This window comes from Pseudomonas sp. E315, assembly GCF_055406205.1.
The window spans coordinates 335,657-359,142 of record NZ_JBUZPJ010000004.1; the positions used below are offsets into that span (position 1 = coordinate 335,657).

At 53.0% G+C, this 23,486-nt stretch carries 22 protein-coding genes; 13 read left to right on the forward strand and 9 right to left on the reverse strand.

The window, feature by feature from the left end; genetic code table 11:
- Positions 1 to 11: 11 nt before the first annotated feature.
- From ACZRJQ_RS08695 to ACZRJQ_RS08730, 8 genes are all read left to right on the forward strand, one after another.
- Positions 12 to 1,166, forward strand: a complete 1,155-nt coding sequence (locus ACZRJQ_RS08695; protein WP_463977951.1) for a glycosyltransferase family 4 protein — start codon at positions 12 to 14, stop codon at positions 1,164 to 1,166.
- A gap of 39 nt (positions 1,167 to 1,205) precedes the next feature.
- Positions 1,206 to 1,799, forward strand: coding sequence for a sugar transferase (locus tag ACZRJQ_RS08700; protein ID WP_463977952.1), 594 nt, complete (start codon positions 1,206 to 1,208; stop codon positions 1,797 to 1,799).
- Positions 1,799 to 2,425, forward strand: a complete 627-nt coding sequence (locus ACZRJQ_RS08705) for an acetyltransferase (RefSeq protein ID WP_463977953.1) — start codon at positions 1,799 to 1,801, stop codon at positions 2,423 to 2,425. Before ACZRJQ_RS08700 ends, ACZRJQ_RS08705 begins: the two co-directional genes overlap by 1 nt.
- A 34-nt stretch (positions 2,426 to 2,459) precedes the next feature.
- Positions 2,460 to 3,644: a DegT/DnrJ/EryC1/StrS family aminotransferase gene (locus tag ACZRJQ_RS08710; RefSeq protein ID WP_463977954.1), complete on the forward strand. Its 1,185-nt coding sequence runs from the start codon at positions 2,460 to 2,462 to the stop codon at positions 3,642 to 3,644.
- Between the two features lie 77 nt (positions 3,645 to 3,721).
- Entirely contained in the window at positions 3,722 to 5,719 is a 1,998-nt protein-coding gene (locus ACZRJQ_RS08715; RefSeq protein WP_463977955.1) for a polysaccharide biosynthesis protein, read from the forward strand.
- A 109-nt stretch (positions 5,720 to 5,828) separates the two neighbouring features.
- The gene (locus ACZRJQ_RS08720; protein WP_463977956.1) at positions 5,829 to 6,161 is read left to right on the forward strand and encodes a ComEA family DNA-binding protein; all 333 of its coding nucleotides are present in this window, start codon (positions 5,829 to 5,831) and stop codon (positions 6,159 to 6,161) included.
- A gap of 417 nt (positions 6,162 to 6,578) precedes the next feature.
- Positions 6,579 to 7,445, forward strand: coding sequence for a 3-hydroxyacyl-CoA dehydrogenase family protein (locus ACZRJQ_RS08725; protein ID WP_463977957.1), 867 nt, complete (start codon positions 6,579 to 6,581; stop codon positions 7,443 to 7,445).
- 92 nt (positions 7,446 to 7,537) lie between these two features.
- On the forward strand, positions 7,538 to 8,284 hold the full coding sequence (locus ACZRJQ_RS08730; protein ID WP_463977958.1) for an acyltransferase: 747 nt from the start codon (positions 7,538 to 7,540) through the stop codon (positions 8,282 to 8,284).
- Positions 8,285 to 8,410: 126 nt separating this feature from the next.
- On the opposite strand, the gene ACZRJQ_RS08735 is transcribed toward ACZRJQ_RS08730, so the two are convergent.
- Together ACZRJQ_RS08735 and ACZRJQ_RS08740 are read right to left on the reverse strand one after the other, a co-directional pair.
- Positions 8,411 to 8,983, reverse strand: a complete 573-nt coding sequence (locus tag ACZRJQ_RS08735; protein WP_463977959.1) for a TetR/AcrR family transcriptional regulator — start codon at positions 8,981 to 8,983, stop codon at positions 8,411 to 8,413.
- A 105-nt stretch (positions 8,984 to 9,088) separates the two neighbouring features.
- Positions 9,089 to 9,256 (reverse strand): DUF2897 family protein, encoded by a 168-nt coding sequence (locus tag ACZRJQ_RS08740; protein ID WP_463977960.1) that lies wholly within the window; start codon positions 9,254 to 9,256, stop codon positions 9,089 to 9,091.
- Between the two features lie 235 nt (positions 9,257 to 9,491).
- Between ACZRJQ_RS08740 and pyrF the strand changes: the two genes are divergently transcribed.
- A complete protein-coding gene (pyrF, locus tag ACZRJQ_RS08745; protein WP_463977961.1) occupies positions 9,492 to 10,190 on the forward strand; it encodes an orotidine-5'-phosphate decarboxylase in 699 nt (232 codons plus the stop codon).
- Between the two features lie 57 nt (positions 10,191 to 10,247).
- Here the strand turns inward: pyrF and ACZRJQ_RS08750 are convergent, their stop codons facing one another.
- A complete protein-coding gene (locus tag ACZRJQ_RS08750) occupies positions 10,248 to 11,252 on the reverse strand; it encodes an NADP-dependent oxidoreductase (protein ID WP_463977962.1) in 1,005 nt (334 codons plus the stop codon).
- 195 nt (positions 11,253 to 11,447) lie between these two features.
- Between ACZRJQ_RS08750 and ACZRJQ_RS08755 the strand changes: the two genes are divergently transcribed.
- Complete coding sequence (locus ACZRJQ_RS08755) at positions 11,448 to 12,209, forward strand: SDR family oxidoreductase (RefSeq protein WP_463977963.1); 762 nt, start codon at positions 11,448 to 11,450, stop codon at positions 12,207 to 12,209.
- A 42-nt stretch (positions 12,210 to 12,251) separates the two neighbouring features.
- Here the strand turns inward: ACZRJQ_RS08755 and ACZRJQ_RS08760 are convergent, their stop codons facing one another.
- Complete coding sequence (locus ACZRJQ_RS08760) at positions 12,252 to 13,442, reverse strand: benzoate/H(+) symporter BenE family transporter (RefSeq protein WP_463977964.1); 1,191 nt, start codon at positions 13,440 to 13,442, stop codon at positions 12,252 to 12,254.
- A 220-nt stretch (positions 13,443 to 13,662) separates the two neighbouring features.
- Here ACZRJQ_RS08760 and ACZRJQ_RS08765 point away from each other — a divergent pair, with 220 nt between their 5' ends.
- Together ACZRJQ_RS08765 and ACZRJQ_RS08770 are read left to right on the forward strand one after the other, a co-directional pair.
- Positions 13,663 to 14,430 carry a GntR family transcriptional regulator gene (locus tag ACZRJQ_RS08765; protein ID WP_463977965.1) on the forward strand — a complete coding sequence of 256 codons (768 nt, stop codon included), beginning with the start codon at positions 13,663 to 13,665 and terminating at the stop codon, positions 14,428 to 14,430.
- A 218-nt stretch (positions 14,431 to 14,648) separates the two neighbouring features.
- Complete coding sequence (locus ACZRJQ_RS08770; RefSeq protein ID WP_463977966.1) at positions 14,649 to 15,770, forward strand: beta-ketoacyl-ACP synthase III; 1,122 nt, start codon at positions 14,649 to 14,651, stop codon at positions 15,768 to 15,770.
- A 130-nt stretch (positions 15,771 to 15,900) separates the two neighbouring features.
- Here ACZRJQ_RS08770 and ACZRJQ_RS08775 read toward each other — a convergent pair whose 3' ends face one another.
- Entirely contained in the window at positions 15,901 to 17,193 is a 1,293-nt protein-coding gene (locus ACZRJQ_RS08775; protein WP_463977967.1) for a putative porin, read from the reverse strand.
- A 367-nt stretch (positions 17,194 to 17,560) separates the two neighbouring features.
- On the opposite strand from ACZRJQ_RS08775, the gene ACZRJQ_RS08780 reads away from it, so the two are divergent.
- A complete protein-coding gene (locus ACZRJQ_RS08780) occupies positions 17,561 to 18,685 on the forward strand; it encodes a GNAT family N-acetyltransferase (protein WP_463977968.1) in 1,125 nt (374 codons plus the stop codon).
- Positions 18,686 to 18,703: 18 nt separating this feature from the next.
- Here ACZRJQ_RS08780 and aqpZ read toward each other — a convergent pair whose 3' ends face one another.
- From aqpZ to ACZRJQ_RS08800, 4 genes are all read right to left on the reverse strand, one after another.
- Positions 18,704 to 19,405, reverse strand: coding sequence for an aquaporin Z (aqpZ, locus tag ACZRJQ_RS08785; RefSeq protein ID WP_463977969.1), 702 nt, complete (start codon positions 19,403 to 19,405; stop codon positions 18,704 to 18,706).
- Positions 19,406 to 19,605: 200 nt separating this feature from the next.
- Complete coding sequence (locus tag ACZRJQ_RS08790; RefSeq protein ID WP_463977970.1) at positions 19,606 to 21,438, reverse strand: ABC transporter ATP-binding protein; 1,833 nt, start codon at positions 21,436 to 21,438, stop codon at positions 19,606 to 19,608.
- An 84-nt stretch (positions 21,439 to 21,522) separates the two neighbouring features.
- A complete protein-coding gene (locus tag ACZRJQ_RS08795) occupies positions 21,523 to 22,092 on the reverse strand; it encodes a peptidylprolyl isomerase (RefSeq protein WP_463977971.1) in 570 nt (189 codons plus the stop codon).
- A gap of 127 nt (positions 22,093 to 22,219) precedes the next feature.
- Positions 22,220 to 23,143 (reverse strand): LysR family transcriptional regulator, encoded by a 924-nt coding sequence (locus ACZRJQ_RS08800; RefSeq protein WP_463977972.1) that lies wholly within the window; start codon positions 23,141 to 23,143, stop codon positions 22,220 to 22,222.
- Between the last annotated feature and the right edge of the window lie 343 nt (positions 23,144 to 23,486).

Here is a 23,486-nt window from a genome sequence, read left to right on the forward strand (position 1 = left end):
AGGGTGGGTATGTGATCAGTGATGCTAATCGTTTTCTTTTAATCGCAAGCTATGCAGATTCACTCATAAATTTTAGAGGTCCGCTTTTAGTAGCGTTAAAAGAAAAAGGTTTAGATGTACATGTTGCCGCACCTGGGCTTCCTATAGACAATCCTATGCGATTGCGTTTGGAGGCGATGGGGTTAAAGGTACATGACCTTAAGCTAAGTCGTGTTGGTATGAATCCTTTATTGGACCTCGTTGCACTGCTGAATATTTGGCAACTTTTGCTTCGTGTTCGTCCTCAATTTTTTCTCAGCTACACAGTAAAACCTGTTATTTATGGCTTGCTTGCGGCTCGTATGGCGCGTGTGCCCCATAGATATGCTCTTATCACCGGCTTGGGTTATGCCTTTCAAGGACAAGAGGAAGGCAACAACAAGCGCAAGTTTATTCGCTCTTTGGTCCAAGGGCTTTACAGGCTGGCTTTGCGTGGTGCTAGTAAAGTTTTTTTTCAAAACCCCGATGATCAAACATTGTTCAAAGATTTGGGACTGCTTGGTCCTACAACACCTTCAGTCACGGTTAATGGTTCGGGGGTGGATGTCTCTCAGTTTCAAGTAGAACCCTTTCCTCAACATATTGAGTTTTTACTAATTGCACGACTTCTCGGAGATAAAGGGGTTCGAGAGTATGTGCAAGCAGCCCGCCAGGTGCGGGCCCTATATCCTGAAGTTATATTCAGCCTTGTGGGCTGGATCGACGATAATCCTGATGCAATCACTCAAACCGAGTTGGACACTTGGATAAGTGAGGGGGCAGTGCACTACCTAGGGCGCTTGATGGATGTACGCCCCGCAATAACTGCATGCAGTGTTTATGTTCTGCCTTCTTACCGCGAGGGGACGCCACGCACTGTGCTTGAAGCAATGGCTATGGGAAGGCCGGTCATTACAACTGATGCCCCAGGTTGCCGTGAAACTGTGATTGAGGGGGTGAATGGCTTCTTAGTGCCTGTAAAAAACGCTGCTGAAATTGCCCGGGCAATGGTTTCATTTATCGAAAACCCAGACCAAATTATTCAGATGGGTAAAGCATCGCGTGAACTTGCTGAATATAAATATGACGTTCACAAAGTGAATGCTTTCATGTTGCAAGAGATGGGTGTTGGGCCTACAGATCATTGATCTGCGCCGGCTATTATCTTCTAATCATTGGTATCTATAATGCTCAAGCGGACGTTTGATGTTGTTGCAGCATCTTTGGGTTTGATAATTCTGTCACCTGTTATGGCTTTTCTAGCTTGGAAAATACGTAAAAAACTGGGCAGCCCAGTGTTGTTTAAACAAATAAGACCCGGTTTGAATGGCAAGCCGTTCGAGATGGTCAAGTTTCGGACTATGCGCGATGCCAAGGATGATGAGGGGCGACCGCTACCGGATAGCGAAAGAATGACTTCTTTTGGAAGCTTTTTACGCTCAAGTAGCTTGGACGAGCTTCCTGAATTATGGAACGTGCTTAAAGGTGAAATGAGTTTGGTAGGGCCGCGGCCTTTGCTCATGGAGTATTTACCGCTGTATACACCCGAGCAGTACCGGCGTCACGATGTCCGTCCAGGTATCACGGGCTGGGCCCAGATAAATGGTAGGAACTCATTGAGTTGGGAAGATAAATTCAAACTCGATACGTGGTATGTAGACAATAGAACCATGATTCTGGATATAAAAATAATATTTCTTACGTTGAAGAAAGTCGTCGTAAAAGAAGGCATCAGTGCTGACGGAGAAGCGACTATGAGTAAGTTTACGGGGCAGAAGTAATGAACAGGCTCGCTATTCTTGGCGCCAGTGGGCATGGGAAAGTAGTTGCTGATACGGCAGAATGTTGCGGATGGAACTCGATATCTTTTTTTGATGATGCCTGGCCAACATTGAAAATCTGTAATGGGTGGCAGGTAGTAGGCGACACGGCACATCTTTTGGAAAAGCTCCATGAGTTTGATGGCGTCTTCGTGGCTATCGGCAATAACAGGGTTCGTTTGGATAAGTTGAATCAGCTATTGTCGTTAGGTGCTCATGTGCCAAGCCTTATACACCCGTTTACAAGTATCAGCCAATACGCACATATCAATAGCGGTGTTGTTGTTATGGCCGGGTCTGTTGTGAATGCCAATGCGTCCATCGGTATGGGTGTAATACTTAATACTTCGTGCAGTGTTGATCATGATTGTGTGATCGGTGAAGGCGTGCATATCAGCCCCGGTGCAAGATTAGCCGGAGGCGTTAAGGTTGAGGCTCTAGCCTGGGTTGGTATTGGCGTATCAGTTCGACAATTAATATGTATTGGTGCCAATGCAATGGTAGGTGCAGGGGCCGTGGTAATTAGGAATGTCGAGCAGGATTCGATGGTGTTGGGGAACCCTGCAAAGGTATATTCCCGTTCGTAACTTTTATTCTTTTCGTTATTTTTGAGTATTTTTTATGCTTAATACTAATTTCTCCCCTTGGCCTTCCTTCACCGAAGAAGAAGCCGATGCTGCCCGTGCTGTAATTCTGTCCAACAAGGTCAACTACTGGACGGGGCAAGAAACACGCACTTTCGAAAAAGAATTCGCTGCCTGGTCGGGTACAGAGTATGCGGTGGCACTGGCCAATGGCACGGTTGCACTGGACCTCGCGTTAAAAGCACTCGGCATTGGTGCCGGTGATGAAGTCATTGTTACGTCGCGCACTTTTCTTGCCTCTGTTTCCAGCATTGTGAACGCAGGTGCGGTGCCTGTGTTCGCGGATGTTGATCTGGACTCTCAGAACTGCACGGCTGAGACCATTCGCGCTGTGCTTACGCCCCGGACCAAAGCGCTCGTCTGTGTGCATTTGGCAGGTTGGCCATGCGATATGGACCCGATCATGGCGCTGGCCAATGAGCATGGCCTCAAAGTCATCGAGGATTGTGCGCAGGCCCACGGAGCCTATTACAAAGGCCGCCCGGTCGGTTCCATCGGTCATATCGGTGCTTGGTCTTTTTGTCAGGACAAGATCATGACAACTGGCGGTGAAGGTGGCATGGTTACCACTAATGATCGTCAGCTTTGGGCTGATATGTGGGCTTATAAGGATCATGGTAAAAGCTGGGAAGCTGTTTACGAGCGTGAACATGCTCCAGGTTTCCGCTGGTTGCATGAAAGTTTTGGCACCAACTGGCGCATGTTAGAAGTGCAGGCTGTTATTGGTCGTATTCAGTTGCGCCGTATGCCGCAATGGCATGAGAGCCGCTTGAACAATGCCACTAGAATCTGGAATACAGCTCAGCAATTACCAGCCTTGCGTGTTCCAGTGCTACCTGCTGGCGATGTACATGCTGCCTATAAATGCTATGTGTTTGTGCGTCCAGAGTGTTTGAAGGCTGAGTGGTCTCGTGATCGAATTCTGGGTGAAATAGCCGCACGTGGTGTGCCTGCATTCTCAGGTTCTTGCTCTGAGGTCTATCTGGAAAAAGCGTTTGACGGTACAGGCTGGCGCCCGGCGCAGAGGCTGGCCAACGCCCAAGAACTGGGCGAGACCAGCATGATGTTTTTGGTCCATCCCACGCTGACCGCACAAGAAATTGATCTGACCTGCAAGGTGATCGCCGAGGTGATTGCAGAGGCTTCATTGAGTCCGATTTAACTTTGCAATGCTGTTTGATTGCATAGCGCTGTAAACTGCTGGTCGTGTCTGGAGTGTTAAAGGTGTTCAAAGGGGTTATGGATAGAATTCGTGCGCATTTGCTAAACCTGTCGCGTCGACAAAAGCGATTTCTTCAAGTGACAACAGACGTTGTATTGGTCTGGTTGGCCTTGTGGCTCGCGTTTGTGGTGCGTTTGGGCATCGACGATATGATCAACCCAGTCAAGCTGCATTCGTGGTTGTTCATCTGCGCCCCGGTCATAGCCATCCCTTTGTTCATCCGTTTCGGTATGTATCGAGCAGTGATGCGTTACTTCGGCAACGATGCACTGGTTGCCATCATTAAAGCTGTCAGCCTTTCAGCGTTGATTTTGGCTGTGGTTGTGTATTGGTCAAGTGGCCACAGTAGCGTTGTTCCGCGTTCGATTATCTTCAACTATTGGTGGTTGAGTCTGATCATGCTGGGTGGCTTGCGTCTCGCCATGCGTCAGTACTTTTTAGGTGATTGGTTTGCGGCGGCCCAACATGTGCCGTTCACCAGTCGTGACGATGGCTTATCACGAGTCGCCATTTACGGTGCGGGTGCAGCAGGTAATCAGTTAGTGGCTGCACTTCGCATGGGTAGAATGATGCGCCCTGTGGCTTTTATCGATGATGATGAAGGCATCGCAGACCGTGTGATTTCCGGCTTGCAGGTATTCAAGCCTGAACACATCCAACAGATGATCGACCGCACAGGCGCTCAAGAGCTTTTGCTTGCCATTCCGTCTTCATCTCGTGGGCGACGCCGCGAAATTTTGGGGTTGCTCGAAGGCTTTCCGCTCCATGTTCGCAGCGTTCCAGGGTTTATGGATTTGGCCAGCGGCAGGGTTAAGGTTGATGACATTCAGGAAGTGGACATCGCTGACTTGCTAGGTCGCGATGCTGTGCCCGCACAGGGCGATTTGTTGGAGCATTGCATTAAAGGCCAGTCGGTGCTGGTAACAGGGGCGGGCGGGTCGATTGGTTCCGAGCTTTGTCGGCAAATTTTGGCATTGCGACCAACGACTTTGCTGCTGTTTGAACACAGTGAGTTCAACCTCTACAGCATTCTTTCTGAGCTTGAACAGCGGGTTAATCGAGAGTCTCTTTCGGTCAAGGTGTTGCCTATTTTGGGTTCGGTGCGCAATCAGCAGAAGCTGCTGGATGTCATGAAAACCTGGAATGTCGATACGGTGTATCACGCCGCTGCGTATAAGCACGTGCCGATGGTTGAGCACAACATCGCCGAAGGTGTGCTCAATAACGTGATAGGCACGCTGAATACGGCCCAAGCTGCTCTGCAAGCAGGCGTGGAGAATTTTGTACTGATCTCCACCGACAAGGCAGTACGCCCCACCAATGTGATGGGCAGTACCAAGCGCTTGGCTGAGATGACGCTGCAAGCACTCAGTCGTGAGCAAGCGCCAGTGTTGTTTGGCGACAAAGCCAATGTATCGCGGGTTAATAAAACGCGCTTCACCATGGTTCGTTTTGGCAATGTACTGGGCTCCTCGGGGTCGGTCATTCCGCTCTTCCACAAGCAAATTAAAGCCGGTGGGCCGCTCACAGTCACCCACCCTAAGATCACGCGCTATTTCATGACTATCCCCGAGGCTGCGCAATTGGTGATTCAGGCAGGTTCCATGGGGCAGGGCGGCGACGTTTTTGTTCTGGATATGGGCGAGCCTGTGCGCATCGTTGAATTGGCTGAGAAGATGATTCACCTTTCTGGCCTTAGTGTGCGCTCGGACAAAAACCTGCATGGTGATATCGAGATCGAATTTACCGGTCTTCGCCCTGGCGAGAAGCTTTACGAAGAGTTACTGATCGGTGACAACGTAGTTGCCACTCAGCATCCGATGATCATGAGCGCCAACGAAGACATGTTGTCGTGGGAAGAGCTTAAAAGCCGTCTCTCTACATTACTTGAAGCCGTTGAGCACGATGACTATGCGCGGGTTCGGCAGTTATTGCGTGATACGGTCAGTGGGTATGCACCCGATGGCGAAATTGTTGACTGGATTTACCAGCAGCAACGTTCCGAGTTAATGTGACTACACACTCTGTAACTGACTGATTTTTGACACTTTCCATACATCGCCTACGGTTGGAGTACAGCTCAGGAAAGCTGTTTCCACTTAACGATGTATTGGAGTGTCACTTATGCGGATTGCCTATGTTTCTTCGTTAGTCATGGCTTTGTTAGTCAGTGTTTCGGGCTTGGTTCATGCGAGCTCTACGGCCGCGCAGCCTGTTGCAGTGGCCGTTGAGGCTCAAGCCTCACCTCAAGCGCCTGCAATGACGATTAACCTCAACACAGCTGATGAGGCGACGCTTCAGCGTGAGCTATCAGGAGTGGGTGCAGCTAAAGCTCGGGCGATTGTGGCGTACCGTGAGGCGAATGGTGAATTTACGTCGACGGATGAGCTGCTGGAAGTGAAAGGCATTGGCAAGGCCATTTTCGAGAAGAATCGTGACAAGGTCGCTGTTAACTAATACGAGTGGTAGAGCGTTTAAGGCCAGTCATTGACTGGCCTTTTACTTAGGGCGCGAGCTCAAAAGTGGCTGAAGTTATCTGTTGGGCTCTGTACGAAATCTATCTGCGCTCGGTTAGATGGCGTTGAAAAAAGGCTCAGGATGCTCATTTACAACACGTAAAGTCGTGCGCGACCTCAGTCGTTGCTCACCTGTTCTTGCCTTGTCTAACCTTCGCTGGAAATCATCTCGTACAGACCCTGGGGAGCCGTCTATTGGTTTTTGGGCGCCTGTATATTCCTGTGTTTTCGACCGTGCCAGACAGTTAAAGACGGTTGAAATAACATAGATTCTAAAATTCTCTTTAAAGTATCTATCCCGATACATTCATGATTCGTTATGATGGATCTTTTTTTGCACTGAAGCGAGATGCACAAAATGGATACGCCTCGACATTTGTACTCGGTAACAGTTATTGGAACTGGGGTCATGGGTAAAGGAATTGTCCAGATTATGGCTCAATCCGATCAGGTCGATTCTGTCCTATGGGTCGGTAGAAACATAGCAACTGCCGACAACGCTCTTGGTTTGTTGCAAGAACAGTGGAATAGACAGGTCAAAAAAAATCGCCTTAGTGAGTGTCAAGCCGCTGAGTATTCTAACAAAGTAAAGGTGTCTGATAGTTATAGTGCTATTGTCGGATCCAAACTTGTTATTGAAGCCATTGCTGAGAATATGGAAGCTAAACTGGCCCTCTTTAAACAGGTGGCAGAGTTTGCTAGCGAAGATATGATTTTAGCTTCCAACACTTCTTCGCTCTCCATAACCCAGCTCGGAGCATTGTGCCCTTTCCCCTCCAATGTCATAGGTCTGCATTTTTTCAATCCCGCGCCGGTTATGAAATTGGCGGAAGTTATTGCCGGTCTTGCAACATCGAAAGAGACATTGGACTGGGTAATGGGTTTCGCTAAATTACTGGGCAAGGAACCTGTTCTTGTTAATGAAGCGCCTGGCTTTATTGTCAACAGAATGCTAATACCGATGATTAATGAGGCAATTGGTATTCTTGCTGAAGGCGTAGCCACCGCTGATGAAATTGATAAGGCTATGCGCTTTGGTGCTAATCACCCGATAGGCCCTCTGGCACTTGCTGATTTAATTGGCAATGATGTCAATCTTTCAATTATGGAAACACTTCACAATGAAACGGGCGACCCTAAATATAGGGCGCATGCGTTGTTGAGGAAAATGGTTCGGGCGAATCATTTGGGTCGTAAAACGGGCCAGGGTTTTTATAAGTATTAAGCTGTTCGAACCTGGCTGCATTACTGTTTAAGTAATGTGATTGTTTATCGGGTGCTGGGCTTTGTAGTAAAAATATTAGAAGAGGGTGTTGCATGATCCATCCAACAGCACTAATTGATGTTAATGCAGTCATTGGCAGTAATGTCAGTGTCGGCCCATATACGATTATTCATGGGAATGTGGTAATTGGTGATGATACGGTAATTGGCTCTCACTGTGAGATCGGTGTGCCTTCGGCCTTGTCGGGTGGCCTTGCATTAATTATTGGTAAGTCAGCACTTATTCGCTCACATAGTGTTTTCTATGAGGGCTCTGTGTTTGGAGATCGCCTGTCAACAGGCCATCGCGTCACTGTCAGAGAGAAAACAAAAGCTGGTGAAGCATTGCAAGTAGGAACCTTGAGCGATATTCAAGGTCATTGCGAAATCGGTGACTATGTTAAGTTTCATAGCAATGTTCATATCGGGCAGCACTCTAAAATTGGCAGCTATGTGTGGATCTTTCCTTATGTTGTACTCACCAATGATCCTCATCCACCCAGCGATGTGATGATGGGTGTAACGATCGAAGATTTTGTCGCGATTGCGACAATGTCGATCATTTTGCCGGGTGTCACAGTGAAAGCGGGGGCTCTGGTCGGAGCTCACAGTTCTGTCAGTAAAACGGTTGCTCCTGATACGGTTGTTGCAGGAAGCCCCGCGAAGTACATATGTGATACCCGCGCAATTAAACTAAAAGATGGCTCTGGTGAAAGTGCATATCCTTGGAGACGGCATTTCCATAGAGGCTATCCTGAGGCCGCTGTTGCGGCATGGGTGGCTGAGTTCGCATCGAAATAACGCTGATGTGTCGTAAACGGCGAAGTCATAAGTTTCGCCGTTTGCTTTTTACAAATATTTTTATATTTAGTGCTTATTCGTATTGGCTATAAAAGCTTGTTCTAAGGACTGTTGATATTTACGGGCTTATGTCATTGCAGGGGAGAGGCTCGCCCCTTTCAACGCCTCACGCGTAACGTCCAGAATTTTGTTCTTGAACTCGCCGCTCTCAGCACCTCGGGACAGAACCAACGCACCCACTAAGGTGGCAAATATCACGATGCTTTGGTCTTGCGCGTCAGGGCCTTGCAGGGTTTCTTGAATCTGCTTGAGCCTTGCATTGATTACAGTGTCAGTGGTTGTACTGCACTTGCCTTGCTGAGCCATTTCCAATGACATGGTCGGCAGTGGGCAGCCTTCGTGAGGGGATTGGAGGTGCCATTCGGAGAGGTAGGTGTCGATGAATGCTGTTAAAGGCTGCGGGCGGTTAAACAGCTCCGCACAACGGCCTTCAACTTCGTTGGCGGCATGTTGCAGTGCTTTTTCGACCAGTTCATCTTTTGAAGCGAAGTGGGCGTAAAAGCCGCCATGTGTCAGGCCAAGTGACTTCATGAGCGGTTGCAGGCCTGTAGCACCAATGCCATCTCGACGAAAGCGCACAGAGGCTTCTTCGATGATGCGTTGGTGCGTTTTAGCCTTGTGGCCGTGTGAGTATCGCATGGCAGATATCTCGTTATATGCAATCTGCCATCATAGCTCCGCACTGTATGTGTACGCAGTGCCGTTTTTATTCGACGGCGTGTAGGCATTTAGCTATGAACGCGTTTAAAGGTCTTTAGATTCTTTTGCGTCCATTTCTGCGTTGCGTTCTGCCACGCGCTTACGCTGTTCATCGGTCAGCTCGACTTTGTTCGCCGTGTCGCGCAGGGTCATCAAGCCGCCAACGATTGCGCCAATGGCGACAATCAGAATTAACCAGGCATACCAGGGCATAGCGTTCTCCTTGATGGGCAATCCACTGGGCAAGAATTTTGCGCAGTGCTGTGTGCCGCTTATCGATCTGAGTCGTTGGGTGTATCAGTGGTTCAATTGTAGGCCGCTTCTTGCGCTGTGCTGTTCTATAACCTGTGTGATGACTAAAAGTTGTGAAAATACGATCATCGGGTGCCGATGGGCGCCTGCTTCCGCTACAATGCGCGCCGATTTCGACCAGCCTGAGAACCCGCTAATGTCCGACTGCCAGACTCCTATCATCGTCGCCCTGGATTTCCCAACGCGTGACGCCGCATTGAAATTGGCTGATCAGTTGGACCCAAAGCTGTGCCGCGTCAAGGTGGGCAAAGAGTTGTTTACCAGCTGTGCTTCGGAAATTGTCGGCACCTTGCGTGACAAAGGGTTTGAGGTGTTTTTGGACCTTAAATTCCATGACATTCCCAACACCACTGCGATGGCTGTTAAAGCCGCCGCTGAAATGGGTGTGTGGATGGTCAATGTTCACTGTTCGGGCGGGATGCGCATGATGGCTGCGTGCCGTGAAGTGCTCGACAAGCGCACTGGGCCTCAGCCGCTGCTGATTGGCGTCACCGTGCTGACCAGTATGGAGCGCGAAGACCTTGCCGGGATCGGTCTGGACATTGAGCCCCAAGAGCAAGTGCTGCGTCTGGCAGCCTTGGCCCAGAAGGCTGGCATGGATGGTTTAGTGTGTTCCGCTCTCGAAGCGCAAGCCCTGAAGACAGCGCACCCGTCGCTGCAACTGGTCACTCCGGGGATTCGTCCTGCGGGCAGTGCTTTGGATGATCAGCGCCGTATTCTGACGCCACGTCAGGCTCTGGATGCGGGCTCTGATTACTTGGTAATTGGCCGTCCTATCAGCCAGGCCGCTGACCCGGCTAAAGCGCTGGCGGCGGTAGTGGCTGAGCTGGCTTAAAGCACAAGCCCTTGCAGTCGTTGCCTTTCGCGGCGCCTGCAAGGGTTTGAGTAGCCCTTACACCTTCAGAATCAGCTTTCCGAAGTTTTCCCCGCTGAAGAGTGTCATCAGTGTTTCTGGGAACGTTTCTAGCCCGTCGACAATATCCTCTTTGCTTTTCAGTTGGCCTTTGGCCAGCCATCCCGCCATTTCTTGCCCCGCTACGGCATAGCGGTCGGCATAGTCCATCACGACAAAGCCTTCCATTTTTGCGCGATTAACCAACAGTGACAGGTAGTTGGCCGGGCCTTTTACGGCTTCCTTGTTGTTGTATTGGCTGATGGCCCCGCAAATGATGACTCGAGCCTTGAAGTTCAGACGGCTCAGTACCGCGTCCAGAATATCGCCGCCCACATTGTCGAAATACACGTCGACGCCTTTAGGGCACTCGCGTTTCAGGCCTGCGATGACATCCTCGTGTTTGTAGTCAATTGCGCCATCAAACCCGAGTTCGTCGATCAAGAACTGACATTTTTGTTTGCCCCCTGCGATACCGACTACCCGGCAGCCCTTGAGTTTGGCAATCTGCCCGGCAATGCTGCCCACTGCCCCGGCCGCCCCAGAGATCACCACGGTATCGCCTGCTTTTGGCGCGCCTACTTCCAGCAGCGCGAAGTAGGCGGTCATGCCGGTCATGCCCAGCGCCGACAAGTACACCGGCAAGGGGGCAAGTGTGGGATCTACTTTATAAAAGCCTCGCGGCTCACCCACGAAGTAATCCTGTACGCCCAAGGCGCCGTTGACGTAATCGCCCACTGCAAATTTTGGGTGTTTTGAGGCGATGACTTTGCCCACACCTAAAGCACGCATGACTTCGCCCAGGCCGACTGGCGGGATGTAGGACTTCCCTTCGTTCATCCAGCCGCGCATGGCCGGGTCAAGCGACAGGTATTCATTTTTGACCACGATTTGGCCGTCTTGTGGGTGTGCGACAGGGGTGTGTTGGTAGGTGAAGGTGTCGCGGGTTGCCGCGCCGACGAGGCGTTTGGCGAGCAGAAACTGGCGATTGGTCTCGGCGGTCATCGTTAGGCACTCTTCAAAAATACAAAGGCTGTTGATAGACCTTCTTGGCATGCGCAGCAAGTGAATGTGCGTTCGCGAATGGTTTTTTATCAGTTGAAGTGATTGTGGTAGGCGGCCCTTTATCACTTCGCTAAATAGGAAGCGGGCCTGTTCGTGTTTACACGGCGTAACGTTTACCTATTGAGGACAAAAATAATGAGCATGAAGTTTTCTGGTCAGGTGGCGGTGGTCACGGGTGCCGGGGCAGGCATCGGGCGAGCCACTGCATTGGCGTTTGCAGCCGAAGGGTTGAACGTAGTGGTGGCTGACTTGGATGTTGCAGGTGGCGAGGCCACGGTTGAGCGCATCAAAGCCGCCGGCGGAATCGCAGTGTTTGTGCGATGCAATGTAACGCTTGAGGCCGAGGTTGAAGGTTTGATGGCGCAAACAATCAACCACTACGGGCGCCTCGATTATGCCTTTAACAACGCGGGCATTGAGATTGAGCACGGGCGTTTGGCTGACGGCACGCAGGATGAGTTCGACGCAATCATGGGGGTGAACGTAAAGGGTGTGTGGCTGTGCATGAAATATCAGTTGCCATTGATGCTGGCTCAGGGCGGTGGGGCGATCGTTAACACGGCGTCCGTGGCCGGGTTGGGCGCGGCGCCGAAGATGAGCATTTACTCGGCGTCCAAACATGCGGTCATTGGCCTGACCAAGTCGGCGGCCATTGAGTATGCGAAGAAGGGGATTCGGGTGAACGCGGTGTGCCCGGCGGTCATCGACACTGATATGTTCCGCCGCGCTTATGAGGCTGACCCGCGTAAAGCCGAGTACGCAGCAGCAGTTCATCCAGTAGGACGTATCGGCACCGTTGAAGAGGTGGCCAGTGCCGTTCTTTATTTGTGCTCGGACGGTGCGGCCTTTACCACAGGTCATGCGTTGGCCGTGGACGGTGGGGCGCTGGCGATTTAATACCTTTTACACGCCCCTCCGGTTCAGCAGGTTGTGTGCACGTTATCGGGCCTTCCAGTTCAGGATCATCAGCGTTAACACGCCTGCGACAATGCCCCAAAATGCTGACCCTACCGAGAACAGCGTCAAGCCTGATGCGGTGACCATAAACGTCACCAGTGCGGCTTCACGCTCTTTGGGTTCGCTCATGGCGATGCTCAGGCCGTTAATGATTGAGCCAAATAACGCTAGAGCTGCAATTGATAGCACCAGCTCTTTGGGCAGGGCGGCGAACAGGGCCGCGAGGGTTGCCCCGAAAACCCCGGCGATGCCATAGAAAATCCCGCACCACATGGCAGCCGTGTAGCGTTTTTTCGGGTCTTCGTGGGCGTGCGGGCCTGTGCAAATAGCGGCACTGATGGCGGCCAGGTTGATCCCGTGTGAGCCAAATGGCGCCAGCAACAGTGAAGCTACCCCTGTGGTGGTGATCAGCGGCGATGCGGGAACGTTGTAACCATCAGCCCGCAGGACGGCGATGCCGGGCATGTTCTGTGAAGTCATGGCGACTACGAACAGCGGAATCCCGATGCTGATAGTGGCCGCCAGTGAAAACGAGGGTGTGGTCCACACCGGAACGGCGACTTCAAGGCTAAACCCGCTGAAGTCCAGCAACCCTAGCAAGCCTGAGATCAGCGTGCCAATTAACAGGGCAGCCAACACGGCGTAGCGGGGGGACAGGCGTTTGATGATCAAGTACGTGAAGAACATCGCCAGCACCAGCCCCGTGCGATGCTGGGCAGCGACGAAAATTTCGCTGCCGATTTTAAACAAAATCCCAGCCAGCAATGCGGCTGCCAGCGATGCGGGAATCCGTTTGACCAAGCGCTCGAAGCTGCCCGTCATGCCGCAAATAATCACCAGCACTGCGCAGGTGATATATGCGCCAATGGCTTCGCCATAGCTAACGCCGCCCAGGCTGGTGATCAGTAGTGCAGCACCAGGAGTCGACCAGGCAATGGTGATGGGTGTGCGATAACGCAAAGACAAGCCAATGCTGCACACGGCCATGCCAATGGACAGTGCCCAAATCCATGATGAGATTTGCCCGCTGGTTAAACCGGCTGCCTGGCCCGCCTGAAACATCAGTACCAGTGAGCTGGTGTAGCCGGTCATCATCGCGATAAACCCTGCGACTACGGCTGAAGGTGAGGTGTCAGCCAATGGGCGCAGGCGCGGATAGGTGGCGTCGGTCATGAAGCGGTATTCCTTGTTATTGAGTAAAGGCCAGCTAAGCCTAAACGCAAAAGTTACAATTCATTGCTATACAGACACCCGTGCAAACAGCCATACAGTCGTGCTGGAACTTCGGCTTGTGTACAATGCGCGCTGTTTTTTGCATTAATTCATTGCCGGCGCCGCCCGTTTACGTCTTAACGTAGCGCCTATTTCGCCGACGTTTCCCATTCGAGTGCCCATGAACGAACAGTTGCAGCCCCTCAAAAAAACCTCCCGCGCTGGCAAGGCCGGCCGTAGTGGCACCCAGGACGATATCGTTTACGCGCATATTTTTGAGGCTATCCTCGAGCAGCGTCTGGCGCCGGGCACCAAGTTGAGCGAGGAAGCACTGGGTGAGATTTTTGGGGTTAGCCGCACGATCATTCGTCGTGCCTTGTCGCGTTTGGCTCATGAAGGGGTTGTGTTGTTGCGCCCTAACCGTGGTGCCGTCGTCGCAAGCCCTAGCGTAGAAGAAGCGCGCCAGGTGTTTCTCGCCAGACGTCTGGTTGAAAAGGCTATCACGGAGCTGGCCGTCAGCCATGCGACGGCTGACGATTTGGCCCAGTTGCGCAAGATGGTTGAAGATGAGCGCGACAGTTTTTCCCGTGGCGATCGTGGTGCGGGTATTCGCCTCTCGGGTGAGTTTCACTTAAAGCTGGCCGAGGCTGCGAAGAATGCGCCCCTGATTAGCTTCCAGCGCAGCCTTGTGTCGCAAACCTCATTGATCATCGCTCAATACGAAAGTGGCAACCGCTCTCATTGTTCCTACGATGAGCACATGCAGTTGATTGATGCCATTGAGGCCCGCAACCTCGACTTGGCGGTGAGCCTGATGATGCACCACATGGATCACATTGACAGCAAGCTCAACCTGGATGAAGAAAGCGCCTCGGATGACCTGCATGCGGTGTTCTCTCATTTATTGCAAACCAAAGGCAAAACCCCGCGCAGCCCAGCCAAGCTTTAAACACCTGTTTGGCGGCCCCTCACACGTGGTTTCTGGTAGCGGGCAAGCTTGGTGTGCAAGTAACGCCAAATGCTAGCGTTTATGGCAAACTTCGCCGCTATAAATACCTGATACGAATTTGATCCGAGGCTTTTCCTTCAACGATTAGGGATCAGCCTCTTTATGATTTGGCACGAAGGTGCCAGTACTTTCTGCCTGAACAGAATAGAGGAACGACCGTGCATAACGTCGTCATCAGCGGCACCGGCCTGTACACCCCGGCCAACAGCATCTCAAACGAAGAGCTGGTGCAGTCCTTCAATACCTACGTGCAACAGTTCAACGCAGCCAATGCTGGCGCCATCGAAGCGGGCGAAATCCAGCCTCTGGCTGAGTCCAGCGCTGCGTTCATTGAAAAAGCTTCAGGTATCAAGAGCCGCTTTGTGATGGACAAAGAAGGCATTCTTGACCCACAACGCATGCGTCCACATCTGGCTGCGCGCTCCAACGATGAGATGTCAGTGCTCTGCGAAATGGCTGTCGGCGCTGCCAAACAGGCATTGGAGCGTGCAGGTAAAACCGCTGCCGATATCGACGGCGTGATCGTCGCATGCTCCAACCTGCAACGCCCGTACCCTGCAATTGCCATCGAAGTGCAACATGCGCTGGGCATTCAGGGGTTTGGTTTTGACATGAACGTGGCCTGTTCTTCAGCAACGTTCGGCATTCAGACCGCCAGCAACAGCGTCCAATTGGGTCAGGCCCGCGCTGTGTTGCTGATTAGCCCTGAAGTTTGCACGGGCCACTTGAACTTCCGTGACCGTGACAGCCACTTTATTTTCGGCGATGCGGCTACGGCGGTGATTGTTGAGCGTGCTGATTTGGCCACCTCCAAGCATCAGTTCGATATCGTTAGCACCAAATTGCTGACCACGTTCTCGAACAACATCCGCAACAACTTTGGCTTCCTGAACAGCGCTTCAGACGAGCCGTCTAACAGCCCGGACAAACTTTTTGTGCAGGAAGGCCGTAAGGTGTTCCGTGATGTATGCCCGATGGTGGCGGAACTGATCGGTCAGCATTTGGAAGAAAACCAGTTGGATGTAGCGCACGTAAAACGTTTCTGGCTACACCAGGCTAACTTGAGCATGAACCACCTGATCGTCAAACGTTTGCTGGGGCGCGAGGCTTCGGTCGAAGAAGCGCCGGTGATTCTCGACACTTATGCCAACACCAGCTCGGCGGGTTCGGTGATTGCATTTCATAAGTATCAGGATGATCTGGCCAGCGGTTCGTTGGCGATTCTCAGTTCGTTTGGTGCGGGTTACTCGATTGGCAGCGTGATTGTGCGCAAGCGCTAATTGCTAACCAGAGTGGGTGGGGCTGCGTTGAAAGAGCTTCACAGGGGCAAAGCGAGAGAAGGCGGCGTGAATGTTAGCGTCGTCGGCGGATGTGGGGGGATCGACGACGCTAACACCCAGCGTGTTGCGTTTAGAACTTGGCTTCTAGATCCAGTTGCAGCGTGTTGGCGTTGGCATCTTTCTGCCAGGAGGTTGCGTAGTCTGCTTTGGTCAGGAAGTACGTCACGCCGACACCAAAGTTTTTGTCGATTTCGTAACCCACTTTGAACTTGTGGCCGCGTGAACCGGTAGTGCCGTTGGCAAAGTCGGAGTCTGTGAAGGCACCCACCACGGCGTTACGTTGAATATCGCGGTAGTTGTAGTCCAGGCTGAAAGCGTCCAGTTTGCTCTTGAAACCCACCAGCCAAGCGGTGTCTTCATCGCTGTCTGTTGCCTGGTTAACCACGTACTGGCCGTAAAGCGACAGTGGAACAGGCAGGTTGGCGATGTCGATCTGACCAAAGCCTTCGTACAGACGGAACTCATCTGTGTTGTTGCCGTTAATCGACAAGGCGCATGGGGTGCTGGTTGAGCCGGCGCAGGTGCTGTCCTTGTCGTTGTCGTAGCTATAAACACTGCCGCCCAAGGTGACTTTCAGGCTGTCGGTCGGTGCGAAACGTGTACCCAGCTGGCCTGCATACAGACGCAGGTCGTGGCGAAATTGCACGCCTTCGCCGTCAACGTTGTCCTTAAGGGTGTAATAACCCGCGCTACCGAAAATCTCAGCGCCCGTGTTGCCCAGTGCGTGCTTGTAGGTGGTAGCCAGACCTTCCGGGTTGATATCGCTATCCCAGATCACATCACCCATGCTTACCCACGGCTGAGGCATTTTGCCGCCGATCAAGTGAAGGTTAGGAATGGCCTTGGGGTGGAAGTCGATGTACGCCTGATCCAGCCAAATTTGCTTCTTGTCGAAGTAGTTGTTCAGGTCTTGGTTGGTGGAACGAGCATCATCGCCACCGCCTGTCGCGATACGAATACCCGTGTCAACTTGTGGGTTGATCACGCTGTACGCGCCCAAGCGGGCTCGAATACGCTGACGATCTTTGTTCTTGCCGTTGCCGCTGGATTCACCGTCGATCTTGATGTTTTCGTGGCGAACCCGCACGTCACCCTTGAACTCGGTTTTGGCTGCCCACGCGACTTTCTGTTCGAAAGCGCTCAGGTCGGATTTTTTCACCTGATTGGCTGCGGCTTCCTGCTGGGCCTGCTTCTCGCTGGTCAGCTCGGTTTGCAATTCGGCGTATTGAGACGGGGAAATGGAACCGTTGGCTTTGAGCATTTCAAGCAGTTTTGAATCGACGCCAGCGCTGGCTGGAACACTCATGGCCAAAACAAGCCCGCCACACAGTCCCGCTGCAACCCGTGTAGATACAAGACGCATATGAATCTCCCAGTGGTGAGATGGCCCTAGCCACCCCAGGAAAAATCGGCCCTTATGGGCTCGCTAATAAGGCGGTTTGAGTGTGTCGTTGCGTGTTGGCATACAAGCCACTCATAACCTTGTCTTCTAAGAAGCGGCGCCAGTATCGCGGTTGGATATGACAGAAAAGTGGCAGAGTGATAGCAAGTCTGTGACAGTGAGCCCGATCACCGAGCGGCCTCTTAAGTCGACCTGTCAGGGGGGGATGCGCAAGGCTCGCCCGTGGGCGAAACGTTCGCGAGTAAGCGCCTTCAAAGCGGGGCACAGTGCCTCTGTGGAAGGCGGGTGATACCATCGCCCGCTCTACGCCGTACTTCGGGGACTTTCGATGCCGTTACAACGACTGGACAGCCTGTCCGCCATCTCTGCTCAGCAATGGGATGCGCTGGTGCCCGAAGCGCAACCCTTCTTGCGTCATGCTTTCCTCAGCGCACTGGAAGACAGCGGCAGTCTGGGCACGCATTCAGGCTGGCAGCCCGAGCATTTATTGCATTACGAGAACGGTCAGTTGCTGGCGGCATTGCCCAGCTATCGAAAGTGGCACTCTTACGGCGAGTATGTGTTCGACCACGAGTGGGCGAATGCCTGCGAGCGGGCCGCAGTTGAGTATTACCCCAAGTTGCTGACAGCCGTGCCTTTTAGCCCGGTGGTTGGCCCGCGTTTATTGGCGGCTCGTGCTGAAGATGGCCTTGAGCTGCTGGCCGCATTGCCCGGCTATTTAGAGGAGCAAGGGCTGTCCAGTGCGCACATCAACTTTACCGATGGCCTGGCCGATAGTGCTTTGGCGGCACAGCCCGGTTGGTTGCAACGTATTGGTTGTCAGTTTCATTGGCAGAACCGCAACTACCGCGATTTTCAGGACTTTATCGATTCACTCAGTTCGCGCAAGCGTAAGCAGATGCGCAAAGAGCGCGAGCAAGTGGCGGGGCAAGGTATTGAGTTTGAGTGGCTCGAAGGTCAGCAGGTCAGTGAGGCGCAATGGGACTTTGTTTATGCGTGCTATGCCAACACCTACACGGTGCGTCAGCGAACCCCTTACCTGACCCGTGCATTTTTCAGCGTGCTGGCACAACGAATGCCTGAGTCGATTCGCGTGGTGTTGGCCAAGCAGGGCTCTACTCCGGTGGCTATGGCGTTTAGTCTGATGACTGGCGACAGTTTGTATGGTCGTTACTGGGGCTGTTTGGCCGAGTACGACCGTTTGCATTTCGAGACGTGTTTGTATCAAGGTATGGATTACGCCATTGCTCACGGGGTTCAGCGTTTTGACGCGGGCGCGCAAGGGGAGCACAAGCTGATACGGGGATTTGCGCCGGTGATTACGCGCTCTTGGCACTACTTGCGTCATCAAGGATTAAAAGCCGCTGTCAGCGATTTTTTAGAGCGCGAGCGTGTGGGCGTTTTGGCCTATGCCGAAGAGGCGAGGTCGGCGCTGCCTTATCGGCAGGCCTGATCCTCGCCAGATCGCGGCTCAACTCGGCTCTTTACCCAGCCAGCGATAGGTCAGCGCACCAATGGCCGCCCCCACCAGTGGTGCGAGCCAGAACATCCAAAGCTGTTCAATGGCCCAACTGCCCACGATCACCGCCGGGCCCGTGCTGCGCGCCGGGTTGACTGAGGTGTTGGTGACCGGGATCGATATCAGATGGATCAACGTCAGTGCCAGGCCAATAGCAATCGGCGCCAAACCTGGTGGGGCGCGTTTATCGGTGGCTCCCATAATGATCAGAATAAACATGGCGCTCATCACCACTTCACATACCAGCCCCGAGATCATTGAGTACCCCCCGGGTGAGTGGTCGCCATAGCCGTTGGCCGCCAGCCCGCTTGCGGCCAGATCAAAGCCGGGTTTACCACTGGCAATGAAATACAGCAGAGCCGCCGCCGCGATGCCTCCCAGCACTTGGGCCACGATGTAGGCGGGCAACTCTTTGGCGGGGAACCGGCCACCCACCCACAGTCCGAAAGACACAGCGGGGTTGAGATGACAGCCAGAGATATGTCCGATTGCAAAAGCCATGGTCAACACGGTCAGGCCAAAGGCCAGCGCCACCCCCAGCAGCCCAATGCCGACATGTGGGAAAGCGGCAGCCAATACAGCGCTGCCACATCCGCCAAGCACCAGCCAAAAAGTACCTACCAATTCAGTTGCTGAACGTTTGAGCAAGTTCATTTAAAGGTCCTGGATAGATAAATCCATCGATCAAGTCACGCGGTTGTGCATCCTGCAATTGACCACAGAATTCATCCGAATCCTTACTTCATTACAGCAGGCGATCGAGGATTTTCCAGAAGGTATAAAAACGCCAGAGCCCTTTAAAAACGGGGGCTGGCGATGTGTTTCAGGCGCTTTACAGGAGGGGGTTTTTTGGATCAGTCGATGCCAACAAAACCACCCGTTTGATGGTGCCAGAGACGCGCATACAAACCTTGGTGTGCGAGCAGTTCGCTATGAGTACCGCTTTCAGCTATCTGGCCTTTTTCGAGCACAACCAAGCGGTCCATGCGGGCGATAGTGGAGAGGCGGTGGGCAATGGCGATCACGGTTTTGCCTTGCATCAAGGTTTCAAGGCTTTCTTGAATGGCCGCTTCGACCTCGGAGTCCAGCGCCGAAGTGGCTTCGTCCATGATCAAAATGGGTGCATTTTTGAGTAGCACTCGGGCAATGGCGATGCGCTGGCGCTGGCCTCCCGACAACTTGACCCCACGCTCACCCACGTGGGCGTCAAACCCGGTACGGCCTTGAGCGTCAGACAAGTGTGGGATGAACTCATCGGCGCGAGCCTTGCGGACTGCTTCCCAAAGCTCGTCATCGGTTGCATCGGGCTTGCCATACAGCAAGTTGTCGCGAATTGAGCGATGCAGCAATGACGTGTCTTGGGTGATCATGCCGATCTGCTCGCGCAGGCTTTCTTGCGTGACTTCGGCAATATTCTGACCGTCGATCAGAATTCTCCCGCCTTGAAGGTCATAAAGGCGCAACAGCAAGTTCACCAGCGTCGATTTTCCTGCGCCCGATGGGCCAATCAAGCCGATTTTTTCACCGGGTTTGATATGTAAATTGAGGTCGCTGATGATCCCGCTGTGTTTGCCGTAGTGGAAATCCACGTGCTCAAAGCGTACTTCGCCGCGCTCGACCTTAAGGCGTGGCGCGTTGGCGCGATCGTTAACAGCGACCGGCTGGGCGATGGTTTGCAAGCCGTCTTGCACCATGCCGATGTTTTCGAAAATACCGTTGACCACCCACATGATCCAGCCGGACATGTTGACGATACGAATCACCAAGCCTGTGGCCAGCGCGATGGCGCCCACGCTGATCAGCGATTGGCTCCATAGCCATAAGGCCAGGCCGCTGGTGCTGACGATCAGCAGGCCGTCCATGCTGGTGATGGTCACGTCCATGCTGGTGACAACACGGCTGGCCAATTGGGTTTTTTCGGTTTGCTCGACGATGGCTTCGCGGGCGTACTGTTGTTCAAAGTTGGTGTGAGCAAACAGTTTGAGGGTGGTGATGTTGGTATAGCCGTCGACAATACGGCCCATCAGTTTTGAGCGGGCATCGGAAGACACAACTGAGCGCGCCTTGACCCGTGGCACAAAGTAATACAACGCACCGATGTAACAGACGATCCAGGTGAGCAGTGGAATCATCAACCGCCAATCAGCTTGGGCAAACAGCACCAGCGAACTGATGGCGTAGATCAGCACATGCCAGAGCGCATCGACCGCTTGTACGGCTGAATCACGCAAGGAGTTGCCGGTTTGCATGATGCGTTGAGCAATACGCCCGGCGAAGTCGTTCTGGAAGAAGTTGAGGCTTTGTTTGAGCACATAGCTATGGTTTTGCCAGCGAATCATGCTGGTCATGCTCGGGCTTAGGGTTTGGTGCACCAGCAGGTCATGCAAGCCGAAGAACACCGGCCGTATGATCAGCGCGACCACGGCCATCCAAATCAGCTCGGCGCTGTGGATTTTAAAAAACTCAGTGTTGGGTGTGCCTTGGGCCAAGTCGATCAGCGTGCTCAGGTAGCTGAACAGTGAGACTTCAATCAAGGCCGCCACCAAACCCACCACCAGCAAGGCGGCAAAGATAGGCCAGACCTGACGCAAGTAATAGAGGTAAAAAGCCCAGACTGTGCTGGGAGGAGCCTGGGTTGGCGCCTCGCGGAAAATATCGATCAGTTGTTCAAAACGACGAAAAAGCATGGGCACTGACGCCCGCTATGCGGGCTCTCCTTTAGTGGTGTGACCGACCTTGGCCGGTCACCGCTCCTTGCTTGATGCAGCAGATTAGTCCACGCGTTTGGCGGACTTGATCATCACTGGATCAATCGGCACATTTTGCATGCCCTGTTTAGTGGTGGTTTGCGAGTTGACGATTTGATCAACCACGTCCATGCCATTTACCACCTTGGCGAAGACGGCATAACCGGCATCGCGGCCCGGGTCGAGAAACGCGTTGTCAGCCACGTTGATGAAGAACTGGCTGGTTGCTGAGTTCGGGTTGGAGGTGCGAGCCATCGACAAGGTGCCACGCACATTGTGCAGGCCGTTGCTGGCTTCGTTTTTGATCGGGTCACGGGTATTTTTTTGCGACATCTGTGCAGTAAAACCCCCGCCTTGCACCATGAAGCCTGGAATCACACGATGGAAGATGGTGTTGTTGTAAAAGCCGCTGTCGACATATTCCAGAAAGTTTTTGCTACTGATCGGGGCCTTGACCGGGTCCAGTTCGATTTCGATCTTGCCAAAGCTGGTGTCCAGCATCACATGGGGTGCTTTTGCGGGCGCCGTTTGGGCCGCCATCACGTTGGCAGCAAAGAACAGGGCACCAGCGGCCAGAGCAATTTTTTTCAGCATGGGTCAAAAATCCTGAGAAGAGATAATCACGGATGAAAGGCGGCACATAGGGTTGTGTCGCGAACGTAGGACAGGATATTCGTGAACGATGTTCCTGCCCACCGTTGTCATAAATGCGCAGCGCCTGTCAGGCCTGCAAGGGTGCTGCAAACGGGGCATCCAGTGGTGCGGTATCAAAGGTGCGTAGCAGTTCGACCAAAATTTGTGTGGCCGGGCCTAAGGGCTTGTCTTTGTTGGAGTACAGGTAAAACAACGGGTGACGATCGCCGCCTTGATGCAAAGGCAGTGGTTTGAGCACACCTTCTTTTAACTCGCGCTCAATCATGTGGCGTGGCAGCCAGGCAAAACCCAAGCCGCTGCCCACAAATGCTGCGGCAGTGGCCAAGCTGCCGACGGTCCAGCGCTGCTCAGCGCCGAGCCAGCCCATATCCCGTGGCTGCTGGCGCCCTGAATCACGAATCACCACTTGCAGCTGGCTTTCAAGGTCCTGAAAGTGCAGTTCGCGTTGTAGTCGGTGCAACGGGTGATCGGGATGAGCCACGGCCACAAACTCTACCGCGCTCAGTTCTGTGCCCAAGTAGCCCGGGATATTGAAGCTGCTAATGGCCAGATCCGCCACGCCTTCGAGCAAGACTTCTTCGACGCCAGACAACACCTCTTCGCGCAAGCGCACGCGGCAACCGCGGCTTTGCGGCATGAAGGCCGTCAACGCCCGTACCAGCCGAGCATTGGGGTAAGCGGCATCGACCACCAGCCGCACTTCGGCCTCCCAGCCTTGCTCCATGTGATGGGCGAGATCTTCAAGTTGACTGGCCTGTTTGACCAGTTGTCGCGAGCGCCGCAACAACACGCCGCCGGCTTCGGTCAGAACGGCTTTGCGCCCGTCGATGCGCAGCAAGGGCACGCCCAACTGATCCTGCATGCGGGCCACGGTGTAACTGACAGACGATTGCGAGCGATGGAGCACTTCGGCGGCCTGGGCGAAACCACCCTGGTCGACCACGGCTTGCAAGGTGCGCCATTGATCAAGGGTCACGCGGGGCGCTTTCACGATGAATTCCTCTGAGGGTAAAGGGGCGGCATATCGCTGCTGTTTTTAATGAAACCCGGGTGCCGGCGTAACGCTGTTCACGCAAGCAAAACGTGCTGCTGTGAACAACGTCAACGATAGCGTGTGTTTGCTCAATGATCGCGATGGCCTTGAGACCTTCGGCGAGCAAGCTCGCTCTTTTTGGCGCTCTTAAATGAACGTTATTGCGAGCCCATGAGCGGGAGTTGACAGTAAGCCACTGGGCGAATCCTCGCATTCTCGGGCCAATAAATAAACAGCTTTATAGATAGGTTGTAGCAGGAATTTGCGCTTTTTTATCGATGAAATGGCCTCTAATCTTCTC

What these genes read in the sequence shown, in the direction of transcription:
- ACZRJQ_RS08705 (WP_463977953.1), top strand. Translation starts at nt 1,799, where the DNA reads ATGAACAGGCTCGCTATTCTTGGCGCCAGTGGGCATGGGAAAGTAGTT.
- ACZRJQ_RS08700 (WP_463977952.1), top strand. Translation starts at nt 1,206, where the DNA reads ATGCTCAAGCGGACGTTTGATGTTGTTGCAGCATCTTTGGGTTTGATA.
- ACZRJQ_RS08730 (WP_463977958.1), top strand. Translation starts at nt 7,538, where the DNA reads ATGATCCATCCAACAGCACTAATTGATGTTAATGCAGTCATTGGCAGT.
- ACZRJQ_RS08780 (WP_463977968.1), top strand. Translation starts at nt 17,561, where the DNA reads ATGCCGTTACAACGACTGGACAGCCTGTCCGCCATCTCTGCTCAGCAA.
- ACZRJQ_RS08755 (WP_463977963.1), top strand. Translation starts at nt 11,448, where the DNA reads ATGAGCATGAAGTTTTCTGGTCAGGTGGCGGTGGTCACGGGTGCCGGG.
- ACZRJQ_RS08735 (WP_463977959.1), bottom strand. Translation starts at nt 8,983, where the DNA reads ATGCGATACTCACACGGCCACAAGGCTAAAACGCACCAACGCATCATC.
- ACZRJQ_RS08765 (WP_463977965.1), top strand. Translation starts at nt 13,663, where the DNA reads ATGAACGAACAGTTGCAGCCCCTCAAAAAAACCTCCCGCGCTGGCAAG.
- ACZRJQ_RS08720 (WP_463977956.1), top strand. Translation starts at nt 5,829, where the DNA reads ATGCGGATTGCCTATGTTTCTTCGTTAGTCATGGCTTTGTTAGTCAGT.
- ACZRJQ_RS08775 (WP_463977967.1), bottom strand. Translation starts at nt 17,193, where the DNA reads ATGCGTCTTGTATCTACACGGGTTGCAGCGGGACTGTGTGGCGGGCTT.
- ACZRJQ_RS08710 (WP_463977954.1), top strand. Translation starts at nt 2,460, where the DNA reads ATGCTTAATACTAATTTCTCCCCTTGGCCTTCCTTCACCGAAGAAGAA.
- pyrF (WP_463977961.1), top strand. Translation starts at nt 9,492, where the DNA reads ATGTCCGACTGCCAGACTCCTATCATCGTCGCCCTGGATTTCCCAACG.
- ACZRJQ_RS08750 (WP_463977962.1), bottom strand. Translation starts at nt 11,252, where the DNA reads ATGACCGCCGAGACCAATCGCCAGTTTCTGCTCGCCAAACGCCTCGTC.
- ACZRJQ_RS08715 (WP_463977955.1), top strand. Translation starts at nt 3,722, where the DNA reads ATGGATAGAATTCGTGCGCATTTGCTAAACCTGTCGCGTCGACAAAAG.
- ACZRJQ_RS08790 (WP_463977970.1), bottom strand. Translation starts at nt 21,438, where the DNA reads ATGCTTTTTCGTCGTTTTGAACAACTGATCGATATTTTCCGCGAGGCG.
- ACZRJQ_RS08760 (WP_463977964.1), bottom strand. Translation starts at nt 13,442, where the DNA reads ATGACCGACGCCACCTATCCGCGCCTGCGCCCATTGGCTGACACCTCA.
- ACZRJQ_RS08740 (WP_463977960.1), bottom strand. Translation starts at nt 9,256, where the DNA reads ATGCCCTGGTATGCCTGGTTAATTCTGATTGTCGCCATTGGCGCAATC.
- ACZRJQ_RS08725 (WP_463977957.1), top strand. Translation starts at nt 6,579, where the DNA reads ATGGATACGCCTCGACATTTGTACTCGGTAACAGTTATTGGAACTGGG.
- aqpZ (WP_463977969.1), bottom strand. Translation starts at nt 19,405, where the DNA reads ATGAACTTGCTCAAACGTTCAGCAACTGAATTGGTAGGTACTTTTTGG.
- ACZRJQ_RS08795 (WP_463977971.1), bottom strand. Translation starts at nt 22,092, where the DNA reads ATGCTGAAAAAAATTGCTCTGGCCGCTGGTGCCCTGTTCTTTGCTGCC.